The 18,975-nt window shown below is 73.3% G+C and carries 17 protein-coding genes; 5 read left to right on the forward strand and 12 right to left on the reverse strand.

Annotation, left to right across the window (positions count from 1 at the left end; all coding sequences use genetic code 11):
* Positions 1 to 13 precede the first annotated feature (13 nt).
* From ABD946_RS07105 to ABD946_RS07140, 8 genes are all read right to left on the reverse strand, one after another.
* Positions 14 to 1,561 carry a S8 family peptidase gene (locus tag ABD946_RS07105; RefSeq protein WP_345281191.1) on the reverse strand — a complete coding sequence of 516 codons (1,548 nt, stop codon included), beginning with the start codon at positions 1,559 to 1,561 and terminating at the stop codon, positions 14 to 16.
* Positions 1,562 to 1,664: 103 nt separating this feature from the next.
* Positions 1,665 to 2,810 (reverse strand): serine hydrolase domain-containing protein, encoded by a 1,146-nt coding sequence (locus tag ABD946_RS07110; protein WP_345281193.1) that lies wholly within the window; start codon positions 2,808 to 2,810, stop codon positions 1,665 to 1,667.
* A gap of 170 nt (positions 2,811 to 2,980) precedes the next feature.
* The gene (locus ABD946_RS07115; RefSeq protein ID WP_345281195.1) at positions 2,981 to 3,301 is read right to left on the reverse strand and encodes a DMT family transporter; all 321 of its coding nucleotides are present in this window, start codon (positions 3,299 to 3,301) and stop codon (positions 2,981 to 2,983) included.
* On the reverse strand, positions 3,301 to 4,041 hold the full coding sequence (locus tag ABD946_RS07120; RefSeq protein WP_345281197.1) for an HAD family hydrolase: 741 nt from the start codon (positions 4,039 to 4,041) through the stop codon (positions 3,301 to 3,303). Before ABD946_RS07120 ends, ABD946_RS07115 begins: the two co-directional genes overlap by 1 nt.
* A 24-nt stretch (positions 4,042 to 4,065) precedes the next feature.
* Positions 4,066 to 5,142, reverse strand: a complete 1,077-nt coding sequence (locus tag ABD946_RS07125; RefSeq protein ID WP_345281199.1) for an ABC transporter ATP-binding protein — start codon at positions 5,140 to 5,142, stop codon at positions 4,066 to 4,068.
* Between the two features lie 22 nt (positions 5,143 to 5,164).
* Positions 5,165 to 5,980: an ABC transporter permease gene (locus ABD946_RS07130; protein ID WP_345281240.1), complete on the reverse strand. Its 816-nt coding sequence runs from the start codon at positions 5,978 to 5,980 to the stop codon at positions 5,165 to 5,167.
* Positions 5,980 to 6,936 (reverse strand): ABC transporter permease, encoded by a 957-nt coding sequence (locus ABD946_RS07135; protein WP_345281201.1) that lies wholly within the window; start codon positions 6,934 to 6,936, stop codon positions 5,980 to 5,982. Before ABD946_RS07135 ends, ABD946_RS07130 begins: the two co-directional genes overlap by 1 nt.
* A gap of 8 nt (positions 6,937 to 6,944) precedes the next feature.
* Complete coding sequence (locus ABD946_RS07140; RefSeq protein WP_345281203.1) at positions 6,945 to 8,120, reverse strand: ABC transporter substrate-binding protein; 1,176 nt, start codon at positions 8,118 to 8,120, stop codon at positions 6,945 to 6,947.
* Positions 8,121 to 8,385: 265 nt separating this feature from the next.
* Between ABD946_RS07140 and ABD946_RS07145 the strand changes: the two genes are divergently transcribed.
* Positions 8,386 to 9,153 carry a GntR family transcriptional regulator gene (locus ABD946_RS07145; RefSeq protein WP_345281205.1) on the forward strand — a complete coding sequence of 256 codons (768 nt, stop codon included), beginning with the start codon at positions 8,386 to 8,388 and terminating at the stop codon, positions 9,151 to 9,153.
* A gap of 242 nt (positions 9,154 to 9,395) precedes the next feature.
* The gene (locus tag ABD946_RS07150; RefSeq protein WP_345281207.1) at positions 9,396 to 10,226 is read left to right on the forward strand and encodes an inositol monophosphatase family protein; all 831 of its coding nucleotides are present in this window, start codon (positions 9,396 to 9,398) and stop codon (positions 10,224 to 10,226) included.
* A 142-nt stretch (positions 10,227 to 10,368) separates the two neighbouring features.
* Here the strand turns inward: ABD946_RS07150 and tmpA are convergent, their stop codons facing one another.
* The 4 genes from tmpA to ABD946_RS07170 all read right to left on the reverse strand — a co-directional run bounded on the left by tmpA (position 10,369) and on the right by ABD946_RS07170 (position 15,941).
* Complete coding sequence (gene tmpA / locus ABD946_RS07155) at positions 10,369 to 11,976, reverse strand: 2-trimethylaminoethylphosphonate dioxygenase (protein ID WP_345281209.1); 1,608 nt, start codon at positions 11,974 to 11,976, stop codon at positions 10,369 to 10,371.
* A gap of 114 nt (positions 11,977 to 12,090) precedes the next feature.
* Positions 12,091 to 13,092, reverse strand: a complete 1,002-nt coding sequence (locus ABD946_RS07160; protein ID WP_345281210.1) for a zinc metalloprotease — start codon at positions 13,090 to 13,092, stop codon at positions 12,091 to 12,093.
* A 210-nt stretch (positions 13,093 to 13,302) separates the two neighbouring features.
* A complete protein-coding gene (locus tag ABD946_RS07165) occupies positions 13,303 to 14,748 on the reverse strand; it encodes an ATP-binding protein (protein ID WP_345281212.1) in 1,446 nt (481 codons plus the stop codon).
* Positions 14,749 to 14,828: 80 nt separating this feature from the next.
* The gene (locus ABD946_RS07170; RefSeq protein WP_345281215.1) at positions 14,829 to 15,941 is read right to left on the reverse strand and encodes a pyridoxal-phosphate-dependent aminotransferase family protein; all 1,113 of its coding nucleotides are present in this window, start codon (positions 15,939 to 15,941) and stop codon (positions 14,829 to 14,831) included.
* 88 nt (positions 15,942 to 16,029) lie between these two features.
* Between ABD946_RS07170 and ABD946_RS07175 the strand changes: the two genes are divergently transcribed.
* From ABD946_RS07175 to ABD946_RS07185, 3 genes are all read left to right on the forward strand, one after another.
* On the forward strand, positions 16,030 to 17,115 hold the full coding sequence (locus ABD946_RS07175; RefSeq protein WP_345281217.1) for an amidohydrolase family protein: 1,086 nt from the start codon (positions 16,030 to 16,032) through the stop codon (positions 17,113 to 17,115).
* A 33-nt stretch (positions 17,116 to 17,148) separates the two neighbouring features.
* The gene (locus tag ABD946_RS07180) at positions 17,149 to 17,826 is read left to right on the forward strand and encodes a uracil-DNA glycosylase (protein WP_345281219.1); all 678 of its coding nucleotides are present in this window, start codon (positions 17,149 to 17,151) and stop codon (positions 17,824 to 17,826) included.
* Positions 17,827 to 17,959: 133 nt separating this feature from the next.
* Entirely contained in the window at positions 17,960 to 18,883 is a 924-nt protein-coding gene (locus tag ABD946_RS07185) for an SCO1860 family LAETG-anchored protein (protein ID WP_345281220.1), read from the forward strand.
* The last annotated feature ends 92 nt before the right edge of the window (positions 18,884 to 18,975 follow it).

Consider the following 18,975-nt stretch of genomic DNA (forward strand, 5'->3'; position numbering starts at 1 on the left):
GGAGGACGGGGCGTCAGAACTTCAGCGCCCAGCCGTTCAACTGTCCTTCGAGGTACTCCCACGGGTCGGTGATCCGCAGGGTCCAGACGCCGTTGGCGGTCTCGGAGGAGACGTCGGCGCCGAGGGTGGTCCGGATGGCGTCGTCGCCCCAGGCGAAGTCGCCGTCCTTGAGGCGGTAGGGGGTGCCGTCCGGGGCGATCAGGTCGATCAGGAGGTCGCCCATGAAGTCGTGGGTGACGTCGAGTTCGACGTCCAGCTCGGTGGGGGCCCGGCCCGGGACGCCGGTCACGGTGATGGTGGAGTCGAGGACGCCCGGGTCGGGGATCGGCCGGACGGCCGGGTTGGCGAAGCGGGGGTGGGGGCCGGTGGTGGCGGGCGGGCCGAGGTAGAGCAGGCGGTCGGGCGTGCCCTCCTCCAGGTCGCGCAGGGAGCCGGAGGTCGCCGTGGAGGTGAGGGCGGCGGCCACCTGGGCGGGAGTGGCGGTGCGGTGGCCGGCCAGGTGGAGGGCGGCGGCGCCCGCCACGTGCGGGGCGGCCATCGAGGTGCCGGAGAGCGTCGCCTCGGCCTCGTCGTAGCCGTCGGAGGCCGAGACGATCTCGTCGCCCGGGGCGTAGAGGTCCACCAGCGGGCCGTGGTTGGAGTACCAGGCCGCCCGGTCGTCGATGTCGCTCGCCCCGACGGTGATCGCGGTGGAGACCCGGGCGGGGGAGTGCTCGGCGGCGTCGATGCCCTGGTTGCCCGCCGCGACGGTGTAGGTCAGCCCGGAGGCGATGGAGGCGCGGACGGCGGCGTCCAGCGTCTCGTCGGGGTCGCCGCCGAGGCTCATGTTCACCACGGCGGGCTTGACCGCGTTGCGGGTCACCCAGTCGACGCCCGCGATCACCTGCTCGTACGTCCCCTCGCCGTTCCCGTCGAGGACCTGGACCGCGACCACCGAGGCCTGCTTGGCCACCCCGTAGGTGCTGCCCGCCGCGGTGCCCGCGACGTGGGTCCCGTGGCCGTTGCCGTCGTCGGCCACCGCCGAGCCGTCAATCGCGTTGAAGCCGTACCGGGCCCGCCCCCCGAAGTCCTGGTGCTCGATGTTCACCCCCGTGTCGACCACGTACACCGTCACCCCGCGCCCGCCCGTGTCCGGCGAGACGTAGCGGTTGTCGAGCGGCCGCCGGTGCCGGTCGATCCGGTCCAGCCCCCAGGACGGCGGCTCGTTCTGGGTGGCGTCCAGCTTCACCCGCCGGTCCTGGGCCACGCTCGCCACCGCCGGGTCGGCCGCCAGGCGGCGGGCCTGACGGTCGGTCAGCCGCGCCGAGAAGCCGTGCAGCGCGGAGTCGAAGCTCCGCTTCACCTGCCCGCCGTAGCGGGAGGCCAGCGCCGGGGCCGAAGTCCCCCGGGACGCCGTCTCCTTGAGCACCACCAGGTAGCTTCCCGGCACCGCGTCGGCCGCCCCGGCGTGCCGGACCACGCCCTCCCGCTCGGCCGCCAGGGCGGGCGAACCGCCCGCCACGACGCCCACCAGCAGCAGCGCGGCCGCCGCCGACCGGCAGGCCTGAACCCGTCCGTACATCCGAACCCCCCTCGTCCGGCCGGGGGCTCCGTGCCCCCGGCACCCCGTTCCCCGAGGGTGACGTACCGTCAGTTCCCGTACAAGCAGAGTGAGTTGAAATACCTCAGCGGGGGTACGCGCACAGTACGGCGTCCACTACGCCATCCAACCGCGAGCGCCCGGCGTCGCCCCGCTGTTCGTTCACCGCGACGCTGGCCGCCCGCCGCCCGTGCTCGGTGACGCCGACCCGGCTCTCGTAGCCGGGGATGCTGCCGCCGTGACCCCAGTAGACGCCGCCGCAGGAGAGCGGCCGGCTGACCAGGCCGAGGCCGTACCGGGCGCCCGGGCCGAAGACGGCGGCGGCGTCGGAGGTGGAGGTGCGCATCTCCTCCAGCTGGCGGGGACCGAGGAGTTCGCCCCTGAGCAGGGCGGAGAAGAACCGGTCCAGCTCGGACGGGGTGGAGACCAGCTGGCCGGCCGCCCAGGCCCAGGAGTGGTCGATGTCGGTGACGTCGGCGAAGGGCTCGCCCGCCGACTCCCGGTAGTAGCCCCTGGGGTGCGGGCCCTCGATGGTCAGCTCGCCGGGGGCGGGGAAGTGGGTGCGGCGCAGGCCGAGCGGGCGGATGATCCGTCGGTCCAGCTCCGCGGCCAGCGGCCGGCCCGTCACCTTCTCCACCACCAGGCCGGCCAGCAGGTAGTTGGTGTTGCTGTACGCCCACCTGCGCTCCTCGGGCTCGGAGGTGGCCGGGTGGGCGAGCGCGAGCGCGAGCAGCTCGCCCGGCTCGTAGTGGCGGATCTCGTCGGGCAGGTGGGCGCTGTAGTTGGGCAGGCCGCTGGTCTGCTGGAGCAGCCGGCGCACCGTGATCCGACGCCCGTCGCCGCCCGGGCCGCGGACCAGGCCCGGGAGGTAGTGGTCGAGGTCGCGGTCCAGCTCGATCCGGCGCTCGCCGACGAGTTGGAGCACCGCGACGGCGACGAAGGTCTTGGTGTTGCTGCCGACCCGGATCGCACCGTCCGCCGGCACCGGCGCGCCGGTGGCCAGGTCGCCCACCCCGGCCGTGCGGCTCTCGGTCCGGCCGCTCCGGTCCCGGGCGACCGCCAGCGCCCCGGGCACGCCCAGGTCGCCGACCAGGGCGTCCAACTGCCGCTGGAGCGAAGGGGCGGAGGGTCGGGGTGCAAGGGCCGGCGCGGGCGCGGCGGAGGCGAGCAGGGCCAGGCCGGCCGTGGCGGTGACGACGACGGCGGCGCGGCGCAGCGGGGTCAGGGGCACGGGTGGTCTCCTCCGGTGCGGGGAGCACGGTCGCCCCCGGTCCCTCCAGGTCACCACCCCGCACCCGGGCCGGTCGTCGGCACGCGGAAGGAGCCCGGCGCCCCGTCGTCATACCGACGGGGTACCGGGCTCCGGGACCCAGGTCCTGAACGACCCTGAGGGGCCGTCCGTCAGTGGCTGCCGCGCAGGTTGAGCACCACCACGCCGACGATGATCAGCACCAGGCCGAGCCACTGGGCCTTCCCGAGCTGCTCGCCGAAGGCGACCACGCCGATGCCCGCGACCGCGGCGGTCCCGGCCCCGGACCAGACGGCGTAGGCGACCGAGACCGGTATGTGCTTCAGGGCCTTCCCGAGCAGGGCGAAGGAGAGCACGTAGCCGATCCCCACCCCCAGACTCGGCCAGAACCTGCTGAAGCCCTCGGTCAGTTTGAGGCAGCTGGTGGCCGCCACCTCGCTGATGATGGCCAGGGCGAGCAGCACGTACGGCATCAGCGGTCGCCCGGCGCGGCCGCGGTGAGCGAGGCCAGCAGCGGCAGGTCCGCGTGCACCAGGCTGTCCAGCACGGTGACCCGGTCGGAGGCCTGGATCGGCACGGCGGAGGGGACGGCCAGCACCGCGCAGCCCGCCGCGTGGGCGGAGGCCACGCCGGTCGGGGTGTCCTCGACCGCCACGCAGGCGGCCGGGGCCAGGCCGAGGCGGGCGGCGGCGGCCAGGTACGGGTCCGGGGCGGGCTTGGTGCGCGGGGTGTCCTCGGCGGCCAGCACGGTGCGGAACCAGTCCCGGCCCAGGGTGGCCAGCACCAGGTCGATCACCCGGCGCGGCGAGGCCGAGACCAGGGCCATCGGGACCTCGGCCGCCCGCAGGCGGCCCAGCAGGTCGAGCGCGCCGGGGCGGGGGACCACCTCGGCGGCCACCCGGGAGGCGAAGGCCTCGTCCAGACGGGCCGTCAGCTCGGCCAGGCCGGTGCCGCCGGAGGTGCCGGAGGCGCGGCGGTGCAGGTGCGCGGCGGTGTGCTCGACGGCCTGGCCGAGCACCTCCGGCAGGTCGTCCTCGGTGAGGGTGAGGCCGAGCCCGGCGGCGCACTCGACGGCGGCCTGCCACCAGAGCTCCTCGGTGTCGACCAGCGTGCCGTCCATGTCGAACAGCACGGCGGCCGGGCGGGGCAGCGGCTCGCTCCGGGGTGAACTCCCGTCGTCGGTGGATGAGTTGTCGGTCGAGAGGGCAGGCATGGCGGTACCTTCGGCAGAGACGGATTAGGCGGTGCGGCGGTCGACCAGCACCGGGCGGTCGGGCAGCGTGACGTCGGCGTTGCCGCCGACCGGCAGGCCTGCGGCGGCCTCCGTCGGCAGGTCGGCCTTGATCTCGGTGCCGTCGGACAACCGTACGGTGATCCGGGTCGCGCTGCCCAGGAACGAGGCGCCGACCACGACCGCCGCGCCCGCGTCGTTCGAGACCAGGCCGACGTTCTCCGGTCGCACCAGGACGTCGAGTTCACCGTCGGCGGGCAGCTCGCCGTCCACCGGGAAGGTCCGGCCGAGCAGCTCCACGGAGGAGCCCGCGCGGGTGCAGGGGATGCGGCTCATGGTGCCGACGAACTCCGCGACGAAGGCGGTGGCGGGGCGGGAGTACAGCTCGGCGGGCGCCGCGCACTGCTCCAGCCGGCCGGCCCGCAGCACGGCGACCCGGTCGGCCATCGAGAGCGCCTCCTCCTGGTCGTGCGTGACGAACAGGGTGGTGATGCCCAACTCCTGCTGCAGGCGCCGGATCTCGTCCCGGAGGTTGAGCCGGACCTTGGCGTCCAGCGCGGAGAGCGGCTCGTCCAGCAGCAGCACCCGCGGCTGCAGGGCCAGCGCACGGGCCAGCGCGATGCGCTGCTGCTGGCCGCCGGAGAGCTGGTGCGGGTAGCGGCCGGCGTGCTGCGGCAGGCCGACCAGCTCCAGCAACTCCTGGGCGCGGTTGCGGCGTTCGGCCTTGCCGGTGCCGCGCATCCGCAGGCCGAAGGCCACGTTGTCGGCGGCGGTCAGGTGCGGGAACAGGCTGTAGGACTGGAACACCATGCCCGCGTCGCGGCGGTGCGCCGGCACCTGGGTGATGTCCTGGCCGTCCACCAGCACTTGGCCGGAGTCGTGGGTCTCGAAGCCGGCCAGGATGCGCAGCGCGGTGGTCTTCCCGCAGCCCGAGGGGCCGAGCAGGGCGAGCAGCTCGCCCGGGTTGATGGTGAGGTCCAGGCCGTCCAACGCGGTGGTGGGGCCGAAGGCGCGGCGCAGGCCGCGGAACTCGACGGTGGCGCCGGTCGTGGTGGTGGAGGCCGTGGTGGTGGCGGTGCTCATGGGGGTTGTCTCCAACGTGGTGTCAGGAGGCGGCGGCGGTCTTGGCCCGGCGCTCGCGGCCCGCGGAGGCGAGCAGGAGCAGCAGGACCCAGGTGATCAGCAGGCTCAGGATCGAGACCGCGACCGACATCTGGCCCTCGCTGTTGCCGACGGTGTAGATCCACACCGCGAAGGGCTGGTAGCCGAGGATCGAGGAGGCGGTGAACTCGCCCAGGACCAGGGCCAGGGTGAGGAAGGAGGCGTTCAGCAGCGCCCCGCGCAGGTTCGGCAGCACGACCGTGACCACGGCGCGCGGCCAGCTGGCGCCGCAGTTGCGGGCGGCCTCGACCAGGGTGCGCACGTCCACCGCGCGCAGGCCGGCGTCCAGCGCCCGGTACGCCAGCGGCAGCGACATCAGCACGTACGCGATGACCAGCACCAGCGGGAACTTCGGGTCCTGGACGAACACGAAGGTCTGGAAGAACGGCGTGTCCATCAGGTAGTCGGGACCCCAGCGCAGCACGCCGATCAGACCGGCGGTCAGCGCGACCGGCGGCACCACCAGCGGGAGGGTGCAGACCACTTCGAGCACCGGCCGGAGCCGGGGCGAGCCGAGCCGGACGGCGATCAGCGCGGGCACCAGCAGGACCAGCAGCAGCACCACCGTGACGGCGGCCAGCTCCAGCGTGAGCACCAGGCTCTCGGTGAAGCCGGGGGCGCTCAACAGGCCGGTGTAGGCGGCGAAGTCGATGCCCTCGTTGGTGTCGATGGAGAACCAGAGCGAGGCGGCCATCGGCACCAGGAAGTAGATCCCGGCGACCAGCAGGACCAGCCCGCGCCAGACCCGGAGACGAGAGATCAGCTGAGCCACTTTGCACTCCGGCGCTGGAGGGGCAGGTAGACGGCCATCACCAGGACGGCGACCAGGATCATGTCCAGGCTGAGCGCGAGCGCCAGGTTGCCCTGGCCGACCAGCACGTTGCCGGAGAGCGCGTCGGCGATCGAACGGCTGATCAGCGGCACGGTGGCGCCGACCATCGCGGCGGCGGTGGCGTACGCGGCGAAGGCGCTGCCGAAGAGCAGCACGAAACCGCCGAGCAGAGAGGGAAGCAGGATCGGCAGCGCGACGTGCCGCCAGTACTGCAGGGCGGTGGCGCGGTTGTTCTGCGCGGCCTCCCGCCACTGCACCCGCAGGCCGTCCAGCGCCGGGGTGATGGTGAGCACCATCAGCGGCACCAGGAAGTACAGGTACACGATGGTCAGGCCGGTGAACGAGTAGAGCGTCCAGCCGTGGTCGGTCAGGTTGAACAGCTTGGTGATCTCACCGGCGTTGCCGAGGGTGGCGACGAAGGCGAAGGCCAGCGGCAGGCCGCCGAAGTTGGCCAGCACGCCGGAGGCGGTGAGCACCGCCTCGCGCAGCGCGCGGAACCGGGAGGTGACGACCGCCTGGGCGATCGGCAGGCCGATCAGGGTGCCCAGCAGGGCGGTCAGCGCCGAGAGCTTGAGGCTGCTCAGCAGGGCGGTCCAGTAGGCGCCCTGCACCGAGTCGGTGAGGTTGAGGGTGGTGAACGCACCGGCACCGGACTCGGCGTCGCTGGAGGCGGTGAAGGCACCGCTGACGATCGCCACGGCCGGCAGGCCGAAGGCGACCAGGAAGAACAGCAGCAGCGGCACGGTGGCCAGCCAGCTGCCGCCGAACCGGCGGAGGCCGGCAACGCGCTTGCGGGGGGCGGGGGTTGTGGCGGTGAGGACCCCCGCGCCGCCACCGTTCTCGGTGGCGGCGGGGGTCGGCACCGGGGTGGGAGCCGTAGTCATCTCGGTGATCAGCCCGCGATCGCCTTGGTCCAGTTCTCGGTGATGACCTTCTTGGCCGCCGTGATCTGGTCCTGGGTCGGGAAGGTGGTGAAGGGCTTCTCGACGGTCGGCAGCTTGGCAGCGGCGGTGGCGTCGAGCGAGCCGTCCTTCTTCATGGCCTCGAAGGTGGAGGGGGTGGCGTAGCCGCCCATGAAGAGGTTCTGGCCCTCGGCGCTGAACAGGTACTCCTGCCACAGGCGCGCGGCGGCCGGGTGCGGCGCCCACTTGTTGACGGCCTGGTTGTAGTACTGGGCGTAGGAGCCGTCGACCGGGATGGCGACCTGCCAGTCGATGCCCTTCGGCTTGAACTTGTCGGTGTAACCGGCGTTCAGGTACGACCAGTCGATCGAGATCGGGGTCTCGCCCTTCTCGATGGTGGCCGGGGTCGACTCGACCGGGTTGAAGTTGCCGGACTGCTTCAGCTTGCCGAAGAAGTCGATGCCGGGCTGGATGTTGTCCAGCGAACCGCCGTTGGCCAGCGCGGCGGCGTAGACGCCACCGAAGGCCGAGCCGGACTTGGTCGGGTTGCCGTTGAGGGCGACCTTGCCCTTGTACTCCGGCTTGAGCAGGTCGGCGAAGGTCTTCGGGCAGGTCGGGATCTTCTTGGCGTCGCAGCCGATCGAGATGTAGCCGCCGTAGTCGTTCACCCGGGCGCCGGTGGCGTCCTTCATGCTGTCCGGCACCTTGTCGAAGGTGGCGACCTTGTAGGGGGCGAGCAGGCCGTCCTTGACCGCCTGGAGCGCGAAGGCGCTGCCCAGGTCGACCACGTCGGGGGCACGGTCCTGGCCCTTGCGGGAGTTGATCGCGTTGATCTCGTCCTGGCTGGAGCCGTCCGGGTTCTCCTCCTCGATCTCGATGCCGTACTTGGCCTTGAAACCGTCGAGGATCTTGCCGTAGTTCGCCCAGTCGCGGGGGAGCGTGATGACGTGCAGCTTCCCCTCCTTCTTGGCGGCGGCGACGAGGGCGTCCATGCCGCCGAAGTCGGCGGCCGAGGTGGCGTCCTTGGCCTCCTTGGTGGCGCCGCCCTTGGCAGCGGTGTCACCGGACTTGGCGGTCGAGCCGGCCGAGCCGCAGGCGGTCAGGGAGAGCGCGGCGGCGGTGAGCACGGCCGCGAGGGCGGCGGCACGGGAGCGGTGCACGATCACGGGTGGATCTCCTGAGGAAGGGGAGTTCACGAGCGAAGGAGGGGGCGTAGCTGACGCTGCGCCAAGTTGGCCAGCCAACTTGGCTGCCGGGGTAAGTACGCCCGAGTACGGTGACGGGAAGGTGAACGGATGGCCCAGTACAGGGGGCGGATGCGGGAACGGTGACCACGGCCCGCTGCGGGGTGATCCACAGCGGCTACAGTCGGCTACGTCCTGGCGTGCTCCAACGGTCCAGGGCCCAACGCGGGGAAGGACTTTGAGGCACGTGGCACTCGACCAGGACAGCACGGCCGGCTCGCTCTACCGCAAGGTGGCCGCCGACCTGCGGGAGGCGATCACCTCCGGCTCGTACGGCGACTCCGGCCGGCTGCCCGCCGAGGGTGCCCTGGCCGAGCAGTACGGCGTCTCGCGCGGCACCGTCCGGCAGGCCCTCTCCGTGCTGCGCGCGGACGGCCTGGTCACCTCCCGCCGCGGCACCCGCCGGGTGGTGCTCGGCACCGCCCGGGTGCAGAGCTTCTCCGAGCTCCTCTCCTTCACCCACTGGGCCCGCTCCATGGGCGAGGAGCCCGGCGGCCGGCTGGAGTCCTTCACCCGCCGGCCGGCCGACGCGGCGGAGCGCGAGCAGCTCCGGCTGGAGCCCGGTACCGAGGTGTACGTGACGCTCCGTCTGCGCACCCTCTCCGGCACGCCGGTGATGGTCGAGCGCACCGTCTACCCGCCCCGGGTCGGCGAGTTGGTCGCCCAGCTCCCGCCGGACGTGGTCTCCCACACCGAGCCGCTGCGCGAGCACGGCATCCTCTTCACCGACGCCGACCACACCATCGACGTGGTGGCCGCCAACGCCGACGACGCCCGGCTCCTCGGCTGCCGCCGCGGCTCCCCCCTGCTGCGCGAGAAGCGCCGCACCACCGACCCGACCGGCACCCCGGTCGAGTGGTCCCAGGACCGCTACCTGCCGGGCACGGTGGCCTTCAGCATCCACAACTCGCTGGCCTCCTCCGCACTTTCGCGGCACACCCGGCAGAACGACTGAGGCAGAACGACCGAGGCAGAACGACCGAGGCGCGACGGCAGGGCAGCGACCCAGGGGCGCGAGGCTGTGACATGTGCGGCTCCGCCGCGTGGGCGCGGGCAACCACCTCCCGCCGGTCAGATCGCGGCAGTTGCCACCGACCCTCGTGGGTGCGGTTCCCGTGAGTGGCCTCACGCCCCGGACCTCCGCCTTGTCGGCCGCAGTTCGTCCGCCGGTCGCCCTCGCTGTGGTCTGATGGGCCCGTGATCGACGAACGCGTACTCGCCGCCCTGCTCCCCCGTGTCGAGGAGGCGGTCCGGGAGGCCGCCGCCACCGAGATCATGCCCCGGTTCCGGCACCTGGCCCCCGGCGAGGTGTCCGAGAAGAAGGGCCCGTACGACCTGGTCACCGCCGCCGACCGGGAGGCCGAGGCGTACCTGACCCGGGCCCTGACCGCGATCCTGCCGGGCTCGGCGGTGGTCGGCGAGGAGGGCGTGCACGCCGAGCCCGCCCGCTACGCCGCGCTGGCCGGCGAGGCCCCGGTCTGGATCGTCGACCCGGTGGACGGCACCCGCCCGTTCGTCCACGGCAAGACCGGCTTCTGCACCCTGGTGGCGCTCGCCCACCGCGGCGAGACCCTCGCCTCCTGGACCCACGCCCCGGCGCTGGAGCAGTTCGCCACCGCCGTCCGCGGCGGCGGGGCCTGGCTGGACGGGGAGCGGCTGAGCACCGGATCCGCCGTCCCCGGCGCCGAGTTGGAGGTCTCGTCCTCGCACCACGAGTACACCACCCCGGAGCGGCGCCGGGCCCTGCTCGGCCTGCGGGTGCCGGGGGTGCGGATCCGGCCCTCCGCCGGTTCGGCGGGGCTGGAGTACCTGGCACTGGCCCGCGGTGAGTTCGACGGGACCGCCTACGACTGGGAGAACGCCTGGGACCACGCGGCCGGCCTGCTGCTGGTCACCGAGGCCGGCGGCGCCCAGACCACCGTGAGCGGCGAACCGTTCCGCCTGGCGGGCGGCAACGCGCTGCCGTTCACGGCGGCCCGGGACGCGGCCACCGCCGAGCGGATCCGCCGGCTGCTCTCCGGCGGCTGAGCGGGCGTCAGCCGGGTGCGGAGGCTCACCTGCAGCGGCCGGGTCCGTACCCGGCACCAGGGCCCGTGCCTCCCGCCGCACGCAGTTCCCCGCGCCCCTGGCGCGGCGCGTTTCTCCGTCAGCCCGTCAGCCCGTCACCTCGTCAGCCCATCAGCCGGGCCAGCAGCGGGCGGTAGTGGTCGAATCCGGGCACCTCGGCTCCGGCCTCCTTGGCCTGCTCGTCCCAGCGCCGCACCGTCACCGCGTCCACCGCGCCCGGCCGGGCGGCGAACGCGGCCGCCTGCTCCTCGGTCATCGGACCGCCCTGCACCCGGAGGGTGAACTCCGAGGCGGGGGAGAGGCGTTCGCGGTAGCCGGGCTCGGCGGTGCACAGGTAGCGCTTGGCGGCCACGTGCAGCCGGACCGGCTCGGTCACCTCCGGGCCGAACCACTGGGCCAGCCAGTCGGCGCCGGAGGAGCTGTGGCGGTTGTCCCGGCCCTCCATCAGCTCCAGCCCGGTGCCGCCGAAGTGGCCGACGTCGTGCAGCAGGGCGGCGGCCACCAGGTGGTCGGGCGCCCCGGCCGCCTCGGCCAGCGCGCCCGCCTGGAGCATGTGCTCGGCCATGGTGACCTCCTCGCCGAGGTACTCCCCGGCGCCCTCGCCGGCGAACAGCCCGGCGATCCGGTCCAGGGCCTCCTCCTGACGGTGCAGCAGGGCCAGGGTGGAGGCCAGTGAGTCCAGGTCGGCGTAGCAGCCCTGGAGGTGCCGGGCCCCGTCCGCTTCGAAGGCCGTCCGGGCGTGCAGCAGGCGGGTGTTGTCGAAGACCAGGCAGTCGCCGGGGCCGAGCCGGAACTCCAGTTGGAGCTCCGGCCGCAGGGTGATCGCGGCGAACCGGCGGTAGGCGGTGTAGAAGGCGTCCAGCTCCGGCACGGAGAACCCGCGCAGCGTGGAGATCGAACGGTTGTTGAAGCGCACCTCGCGGATCCGGCCGAGCGCGTCGGTCTCGATCAGCGGCCGGTCGGCGCGCAGCTCGGTGCGCCGGTCCCGGAAGACGAAGGGCACCGGGGTGCGGGTGAGCACCGCGAAGTCCTCCGGGTGCTCCTCACGCAGCAGGGCGGCGGCCCGGAAGCCGTCCACCAGGCCGGAGTCGCCGCCCTCGGCCTCGTTGCGCAGGCAGTGCAGCAGCTGGAGGGTGGGCACCGGGTCCCGGTAGGGGTTGTCGGTGTGCGGGGCGATGGCCGCGTTGGTGAAGGCCAGGTTGTTCGGGTCGGGCTCGACCCGGACGTCGAACAGCTCGCCGTAGTTGGTCACCCGGACGTGGCCGAAGCTGCGGGCCACCGCCAGCACCCGGCCCTCCACCAGCGGTACCCCGCGCAGCAGCGCGAAGCCGAACCGCCGCACGGCTCCCAGTACGGCGGCCCGCTCGGCGGGATCGGCCAGGTAGGCGGACCACTCCGCCTCCGGCGGCCCGGCCGCGAAGTCGGCGGCGGTCCAGAGCGGGCGGCCCTGCTCGGTGCGGCCGTCGTCGCCGGGGGTGCCCTCGGCGGTGAAGCCGGACGGGTACGCCGACAGGTGCCCGTCGGACCACTCGACGGTGTGCCGGCCGTCCTCCTCCACCTCCCTGCGGATCGTCAACTCCTCGGGCAGGTCGTTGATCTGGAACAGCTTCTGGCCGGTGCGCGGATCGCGGCACTCGGCACAGGGGCAGTTGTCGCGGAGCCAGTACAGGGACGTTTCCATCTCACCCTCCGGGTCAAGTTGTACAGACAACTCTCAGTGGCCCGGGTGAGATCCAGACGTCCGGCAGCTGTCCGGCCCGCGAACGGCGGCCGACACGCGGGAGCCCCCGGCCGCGGGTCGCGGTCGGGGGCTCCCGGTGTCCGGTCAGGCGCGGTACGAGGCCCAGGCGTTGGTCATCCGGGTCACCTGGCCCGGGGTGAACTGGGTCATGCAGGAGTCGTAGGTGTAGTCCATGAAGTTCTTGATCGGGTCCAGGCCCGGCTTGCCCGCGCAGGAGTCGCGGCCGGTCGGGCACTCGAACGCGGCGCTGGCCTCGGCCGGCGTGTCGCTGACCTGGTCGCCCTGGCCGTTGCAGCCGCCCTGGAAGGTGTGGTAGAGCCCCAGCCAGTGGCCGACCTCGTGGGTCGCGGTGTCGCCCTCGTTGTAGTTGGTGGCCGAGCCGCCCGGCAGCGAGGCGTCCAGCATCACCACGCCGTCGTCCTTGGGGTTCGAGTTGTAGGAGCTCGGGAACGTCGCCCAGCCCAGCAGGGACTGGCCCAGCTTGGCGGTGTAGAGGTTGAGCGCGTTGGCGCCGCCCTTGCGCAGCGAGGTCTTCATCGACTTCTCGGCGGACGAGCCCGGGGTGATCCCGTTGTACCAGCTCGAGTTGTCGGTGTAGTCGGTGGCGACCAGCTGGAACTTGAACGGCGTGGCGGTGTTGCCCGAACCCTGGCCGCCGTAGGCCGCGTTCAGCACCGCGATCTGGTTGTTGATCGCCGTCGCGCTCAGCTTGCCGGTGGTCCCGGCGTGCACCACGTGGAAGTACACCGGGATGGTGGTGGCGGCCAGCGCACCGCTGCCCGCCAGCAGGTTCTGCCCGTTGACGCTCGACTTCAGGTGCGCCACCCGGGCGTCCAGGTCGGCGTTCATCGCCTTGGCCTGCGCGTCGGTGACCGCGTTCGGCTCGGCCGTGTGCGAGGGCGCGCCCTTGGCCACCCGCGCGGCCGCGTCGCCGGAGTCGGAGCTGCACGCGGCGGCACCCGGCGCGGCCAGCACCCCGAACGAACCCGGTACGACGAACTGGCCCGCCGTCAGCAGGCCCGCCAGCGCGGCGACGCCGAGCACCCGGCTGGAGGTGGCGGAGAGGGAACGGACCGGAAGACGCATCTGCTGCTCCTGTGGTCTGTGGGGGTGTGGCGGTGAGGGGACCGCCGTGCAGCAGAGGCTACGCAGGCTCGACGTGAACGTGTCAGACCTGTTCCGGCCGTAAAATATTCTGATAGACCGTCAGTTCGCCGCAGATCTTCCCTGGTCGCGGGTCGGGTGCAGTCACTTGTTACCCGTGCGCAATCCGCCACGCTGTCCGAAAACCGTCCCTCACGCCTGCCAGGCCGCCAGCAGCTCGGCCGCGCCCAGGTGGAGATCGGGGCGGACCCCGGAGTGGAGCCCGGCCGGACAGACGGTGACCAGCCGCGCCCCGTCCGCCCCCGGGACCACCGTCCGGGCGGTGGCCAGCTGGCCCAGCTCGGCGGCGCTGACGCGCTTCCGCTCCCGCCACTTGACCGAGCCGACGGCGGTCACCAGGCCGGTGGACGGCGAGCGGGCCGCGAGGTCGTACTCGTGGACGTTGTCGCGCGTCCACCAGCTACCGATCTCCTCCGAGCCGTCGAAGCCCGGCAGTTCGGGGGCGAGCCGTCGCACGGCCTCGTGGACGAGGGGCTCGATCGCCTTCCCCCGCCAGGTGGCCCAGTCGCGCTCGAACGCGCCGATCGCGATGTCGGCCCGCCCGCGGGTGATCTGTGCGACCTGCTGCTCGACGAACCTGAACCAGAACCGCAGGTAGGGGTCGTCGATCCGGTACCTCTTGAGCCGGCCCTTCGGCGGAGCGCCGACCGGGGTGTCGGCGACCACCACGCCCTTCTGGTCGATGAGTTGGGTGAGTGCCCTGGTGGTCGCGGTCTGCGCTGCGGTGCCGGCCGACTCCGGCAGGCGGCCGACGATCTGGGAGAAGGCGGCGACGCCCACCTCGTGGCCGCCCATCGCGGAGAGCACGCGGCGGGCCTGCGGTCCTTCCGGGAACTCGGCGTCGAGGGTCCGTTGACCGGTGATCACCAGGCTGCTGTTCTCGTCCCGCAGCTCCTGCCGGACGAACTCCCCGGCGCCGCCCGCCCGTGCGCACTCCAGCAGCAGCCGGGGGTAGCCGCCGGTCACCAGGTGGGCGTCGAACGCCTCGGTCGGACCGTGGCCCGCGCCCATCGCCTCGGCGCACTCCGCCGGGTCGAACGGCTTGATCACCAGATCCCGCGCCCGGCCGAACAGCGGGCGGTCGTGCTCGGTCAGCCGCTCCATCATGGTGACGTCGGAGCCGATCAGCACCAGCATGACCGGGGTCCGTTCGAGCCGGCGGTCCCAGGCGTTCTGGAGCGTCCCCTCCAGGGTCGGGTCGGTGGCGGCGGCCCAGGGGAACTCGTCGAGGACGACGATCACCGGCTGGTCCGCGGCGGCCAGTCCGATCCGGCCCAGGGCGTCGCTCCAGGAGGACGGGGGTGTGGCGAACAGGGCCTCGGCGTTCGGGAGCCTGGTCCGCGAGGTCTCCAGGTCGGCGGTCAGGACCTGGAGCTGGGTGGCGGGGTCGGCGTTCTTCACCGCGGTGAAGTAGAGGTACGGGAGTCCGGACTCCTCCACGAACCGGGTGAAGAGGCGGGACTTGCCCACCTGGCGCCGGCCACGGACGGCGAGCATCCGGCCCTGGCCGTTCCGGCGGATGCCGTCCAGGTGCTCGGTCAGCTGCCGAAGGACGGTCTTGCGGCCGTAGAAGGACACGTGGCACCTCGGGCTAGGGCAACATACATCGAAGTATCATACATCCATGTATGTTGCCCAGTGTCCCTGACCGCTCGCCCTCAGTCGCCGATCGCCTCGGCCCAGGCCTTCTCGGCGGCCGTCAGGAAGCCCTCGTCGCCCGGGGCGTGTTCGGCGAGGGCGGTCAGGACGGAGAGCACCGTCTCCAGGGAGGCGTGCGGGCCGTAGTGGTTGACCCGGAGCATGGTGGTGGCGAGGGCTCCGCCGCCGGACTGGACCGGGAGGGAGCGGGCGGCGAGGGCGGCGGCCAGGGTGGTGGCGTCCAGGCTGAACGGGGTGAGGAGGGTGGTGGCGACCGGGGCCGCGGCGGCGTCATCCACGACGTAGGGGGAGAGCGAGCCGAGGGTGCGGACGCCGGCCCGCAGGGCCGCGGCGGCGGCGCGGTGCCGGGCGACGGTCGCGTCCAGGGTGTCGGCCTCGATCCGGTCCAGGCAGGCCTCCAGCGCGAGCATCTCCAACTGGGCCGGGGCGTGCGGCAGTACGGAGCGCCCGGCGTCCGTCCAGCGCTCCTTCCAGTCCAGCAGCGAGAGGTAGGAACGGCGCGGCGCGGCCGGGTTGGCGGTGATCCGCTCCCAGGCCCGGTCGCTGACCGAGACGGCGGACACCCCGGCCGGGCCGCCCATCGCCTTCTGGCCGCCGATCACGCAGAGGTCCACGCCCCAGGCATCGGTGTACAGCGGCTCGGCCGCCACCGAGGCGACGGCGTCCAGCATCAGCAGCGCGCCGTGGTCCCGGACCACCTCGGCGATCTCGGCGACCGGGTTGGTGTTCCCGGTGGCGGCCTCGGCGTGCACCAGCGAGACGAAGTCGATCTCCGGACGGGCCGTCAGCGCCTCGGCCACCTGAGCGGCCGTCACCGCGCCGGTGAACGGCACCGCCAGGTCCACGACCTCGGCGCCGCAGCTGCGCAGCCACCCGCCGAAGGTCTGCCCGTACGGGCCGGTGACCACGTTCAGCGCGGTGGAGCCCGGCCGCACCGCGCCGCGGATGGCCGCCTCCAGCGGCAGCAGCGCCTCGCCCTGCATGACGATCACGTCGGCCCGGGTGTGCAGCAGGGCCGCGACCCGGTCCTCGATCGCGGCGAACCGGGCCGCGCCGAGCGGCGGCAGGTCGAGGAACGGGCTCGCGGGGCTGACGGGGCTGGCGGGACTCACGGAACGGCCTTTCGTCGGGAGCGCTTCGTGGACAGTCTGCCCTGTTCGTCCCCTCGGCAGTGGGTTTCCCCGTCGGTAGAGTGCGCCCATGAGCGATGGTGCGGTGCTGCACGTCAAGGGTCGGGTGCTGGTCGGTCCGCAGGACGTCCGGGACGAACTCTGGGTGGTGGACGGCCGGGTGACGTACCGGCGGCCCGCCGCCGAGGCCCGCACGGTGCGCGGCTGGGTGCTGCCCGGCCTGGTGGACGCGCACTGCCACGTCGGACTGGACGCGCACGGCGCGGTGGACGCCGCGACCAGCGAACGCCAGGCCGTCACCGACCGGGACGCCGGCACCCTGCTGATCCGGGACGCCGGTTCGGCCGCCGACACCCGGTGGATCGACGACCGGGAGGACCTGCCGAGGATCATCCGGGCCGGCCGCCACATCGCCCGGACGCGGCGTTACATCCGCAACTACGCCCACGAGATCGAGCCAGGCGACCTGGCCGCCTACGTCCGGGACGAGGCCCGGCGCGGGGACGGCTGGGTCAAGCTGGTCGGCGACTGGATCGACCGGGACCGCGGCGACCTGGCCGCCTGCTGGCCCGGGGACGCGCTGAAGGAGGCGATCGCGGCGGCGCACGAGGAGGGCGCGCGGGTCACCGCGCACTGCTTCGCGGCCGAGTCGCTGCCGGACCTGCTGGCCGCCGGGATCGACTGCGTGGAGCACGCCACCGGCCTGACCGAGGAGTTGATCCCGGCCTTCGCCGAACGCGGCGTTGCCATCGTGCCGACCCTGGTCAACATCGCCACCTTCCCCAAGCTCGCGGCCGGCGGCGAGAGCAAGTTCCCCGCCTGGTCGGCCCACATGCGGCGGCTGCACGAGCGCCGCTACGACACCGTGGCGGCCGCGCACGACGCGGGCGTGCCGGTCTACGTCGGCACCGACGCGGGCGGCTCGCTGGCGCACGGGCTGGTGGCCGACGAGGTGGCCGAGCTGACCAAGGCCGGGTTGACCGCCGTCGAGGCGCTCTCCGCCACCACCTGGGGAGCCCGGGAGTGGCTCGGCCGCCCCGGCCTGGACGAGGGCGCCCCCGCGGATCTGGTGGTCTACGCGGAGGACCCGCGCGCGGACGTCCGGGTGCTGGCGGACCCTCAGCTGGTGGTGCTGCGGGGGCGGATCGTGCGCTGAGCGCTGTCCGCCCGTACGGATAGGCTGGGCCGTATGGGTGCACGTCCGCTGAACGAGATCGTCGAACCTGGCTGGGCCAGGGCGCTGGAGCCGGTGGCCGGCAAGGTCGCCGAGATGGGGGGCTTCCTGCGCGGCGAGCTCGCCGCCGGGCGGACGTACCTGCCGGCCGGGCCGGACGTGCTGCGGGCCTTCCAGCAGCCCTTCGACGCCGTCCGGGTCCTGATCGTCGGTCAGGACCCGTACCCCACGCCGGGGCACGCGGTGGGGCTGAGCTTCTCGGTGGCGCCGCACGTGCGGCCGATCCCGGGCAGCCTGGTCAACATCTACCAGGAGTACGGCCGCGACCTCGGCTTCCCGCCGCCCGCCAACGGCGACCTGACGCCGTGGACCCAGCAGGGCGTCCTCCTCCTCAACCGCGCCCTCACCACCGCCCCGGGCAAGCCCGCCGCCCACCGCGGCAAGGGCTGGGAGGAGGTCACCGAGCAGGCCATCCGCGCCCTGGTCGCCCGCGGCGGCCCGCTGGTCGCCATCCTCTGGGGCCGCGACGCCCGCAACCTCCGCCCCCTCCTCGGCACCGTCCCCGCGGTGGAGTCGGCCCACCCCAGCCCGATGTCCGCCGACCGCGGCTTCTTCGGCTCCCGCCCCTTCAGCCGCGCCAACCAGATGCTCGCCGACCAGGGCGCCACCCCGGTCGACTGGCGCCTCCCGTAGGCGGCATCTTCTCGGTAAACAACCCCAACGAGTGAACTAACCGACAGTGTTACTGATGTGACGGACTGTTCGGACCAGACTGGGCGGCTCATCCAGTCCGGCCAACTCCACAGGGGTCTCGTTCGTCATGCCCGTGCCCAGCACTGTTCTCCGTACCGCCGCCGCCACCGCCCTCGTCGCTTTCCTGACGGTGCCCGCCGCACACGCCGCCGAGCCGAGCCCCGGCAAGGCCAACGCCGTCACGGCCGAACTCGACCTCGACGTCAGCGTGCTGGGCCGGACGGCCGCCGTGCCGGTGAACATCTCGCTGAACAAGGTGCAGTCCCCGGCCAGCAAGGACGGCACCGCCCTGACCGCCACCGTGGCGGGCGTGGACCAGGGCCGCCCGGTCGAGCTGGTCCGTGCCGAGGTGGGGCGTTCGACCACCAAGGCCGACGGGAGCGGCGCCTCCGCGCGGGTGCAGCTGACCAAGGCCGACCTCGGGGTGCCCGGCCTGGTCGGGGCCCCGCTGCTCGCGGTCGAGGCGCTCACCGCCGAGGCGACCTGCCCGGTGGACGGGCCGCCCACCGCCAAGGTGGACTCCCCGGCCAGGATCACGGTGCTGGGCAAGCCGGTCACCCTCAAGGTCGAGGGTCCGACCAAGGTGGACGTCCCCGGCGTCGGCAAGCTGGACGTCACCTTCTCCAAGCGCGCCACCACGAGCAGCACCGCCGCGGCCTCCGCCCTGGAGGTGGAGCTGGACCTCAACCCGCTCCAGCTGAACGTCGCCAAGGTCACCGGGAAGATCACCGTCGCCTCGGTCAGCTGCGAGAAGCCCGCCCCGCGCCCCTCCGCGAGCGCCTCGCCGAGCGGTTCGCCCTCCGCCGAGCCGAGCAGGGCCAACCGCGCCGTCCCGGCCGTGGCGAGCCAGAGCCCCACCCGGTCCGGCGAGCAGCTGGCCGCCACCGGCAGCAGCGGCACCGGCACGACGGTGGCCGTCGCCGGCACCCTGCTGCTGGTCGGCGCGGTCGCGCTCCGCCTCACCCGCCGCCGCCGGGCGCACGCCCGCAGGCACTGAGGTCCCGGAATGTGCCCGTCTGACGGAATCGTCGGCCCACATTCCGGACCTGACACTGTCGGACCGTGCCGGTGCCGCTGCGGACGGTTGGT

This window comes from Kitasatospora albolonga (assembly GCF_039535905.1).
Lineage (GTDB): Bacteria > Actinomycetota > Actinomycetes > Streptomycetales > Streptomycetaceae > Kitasatospora > Kitasatospora albolonga.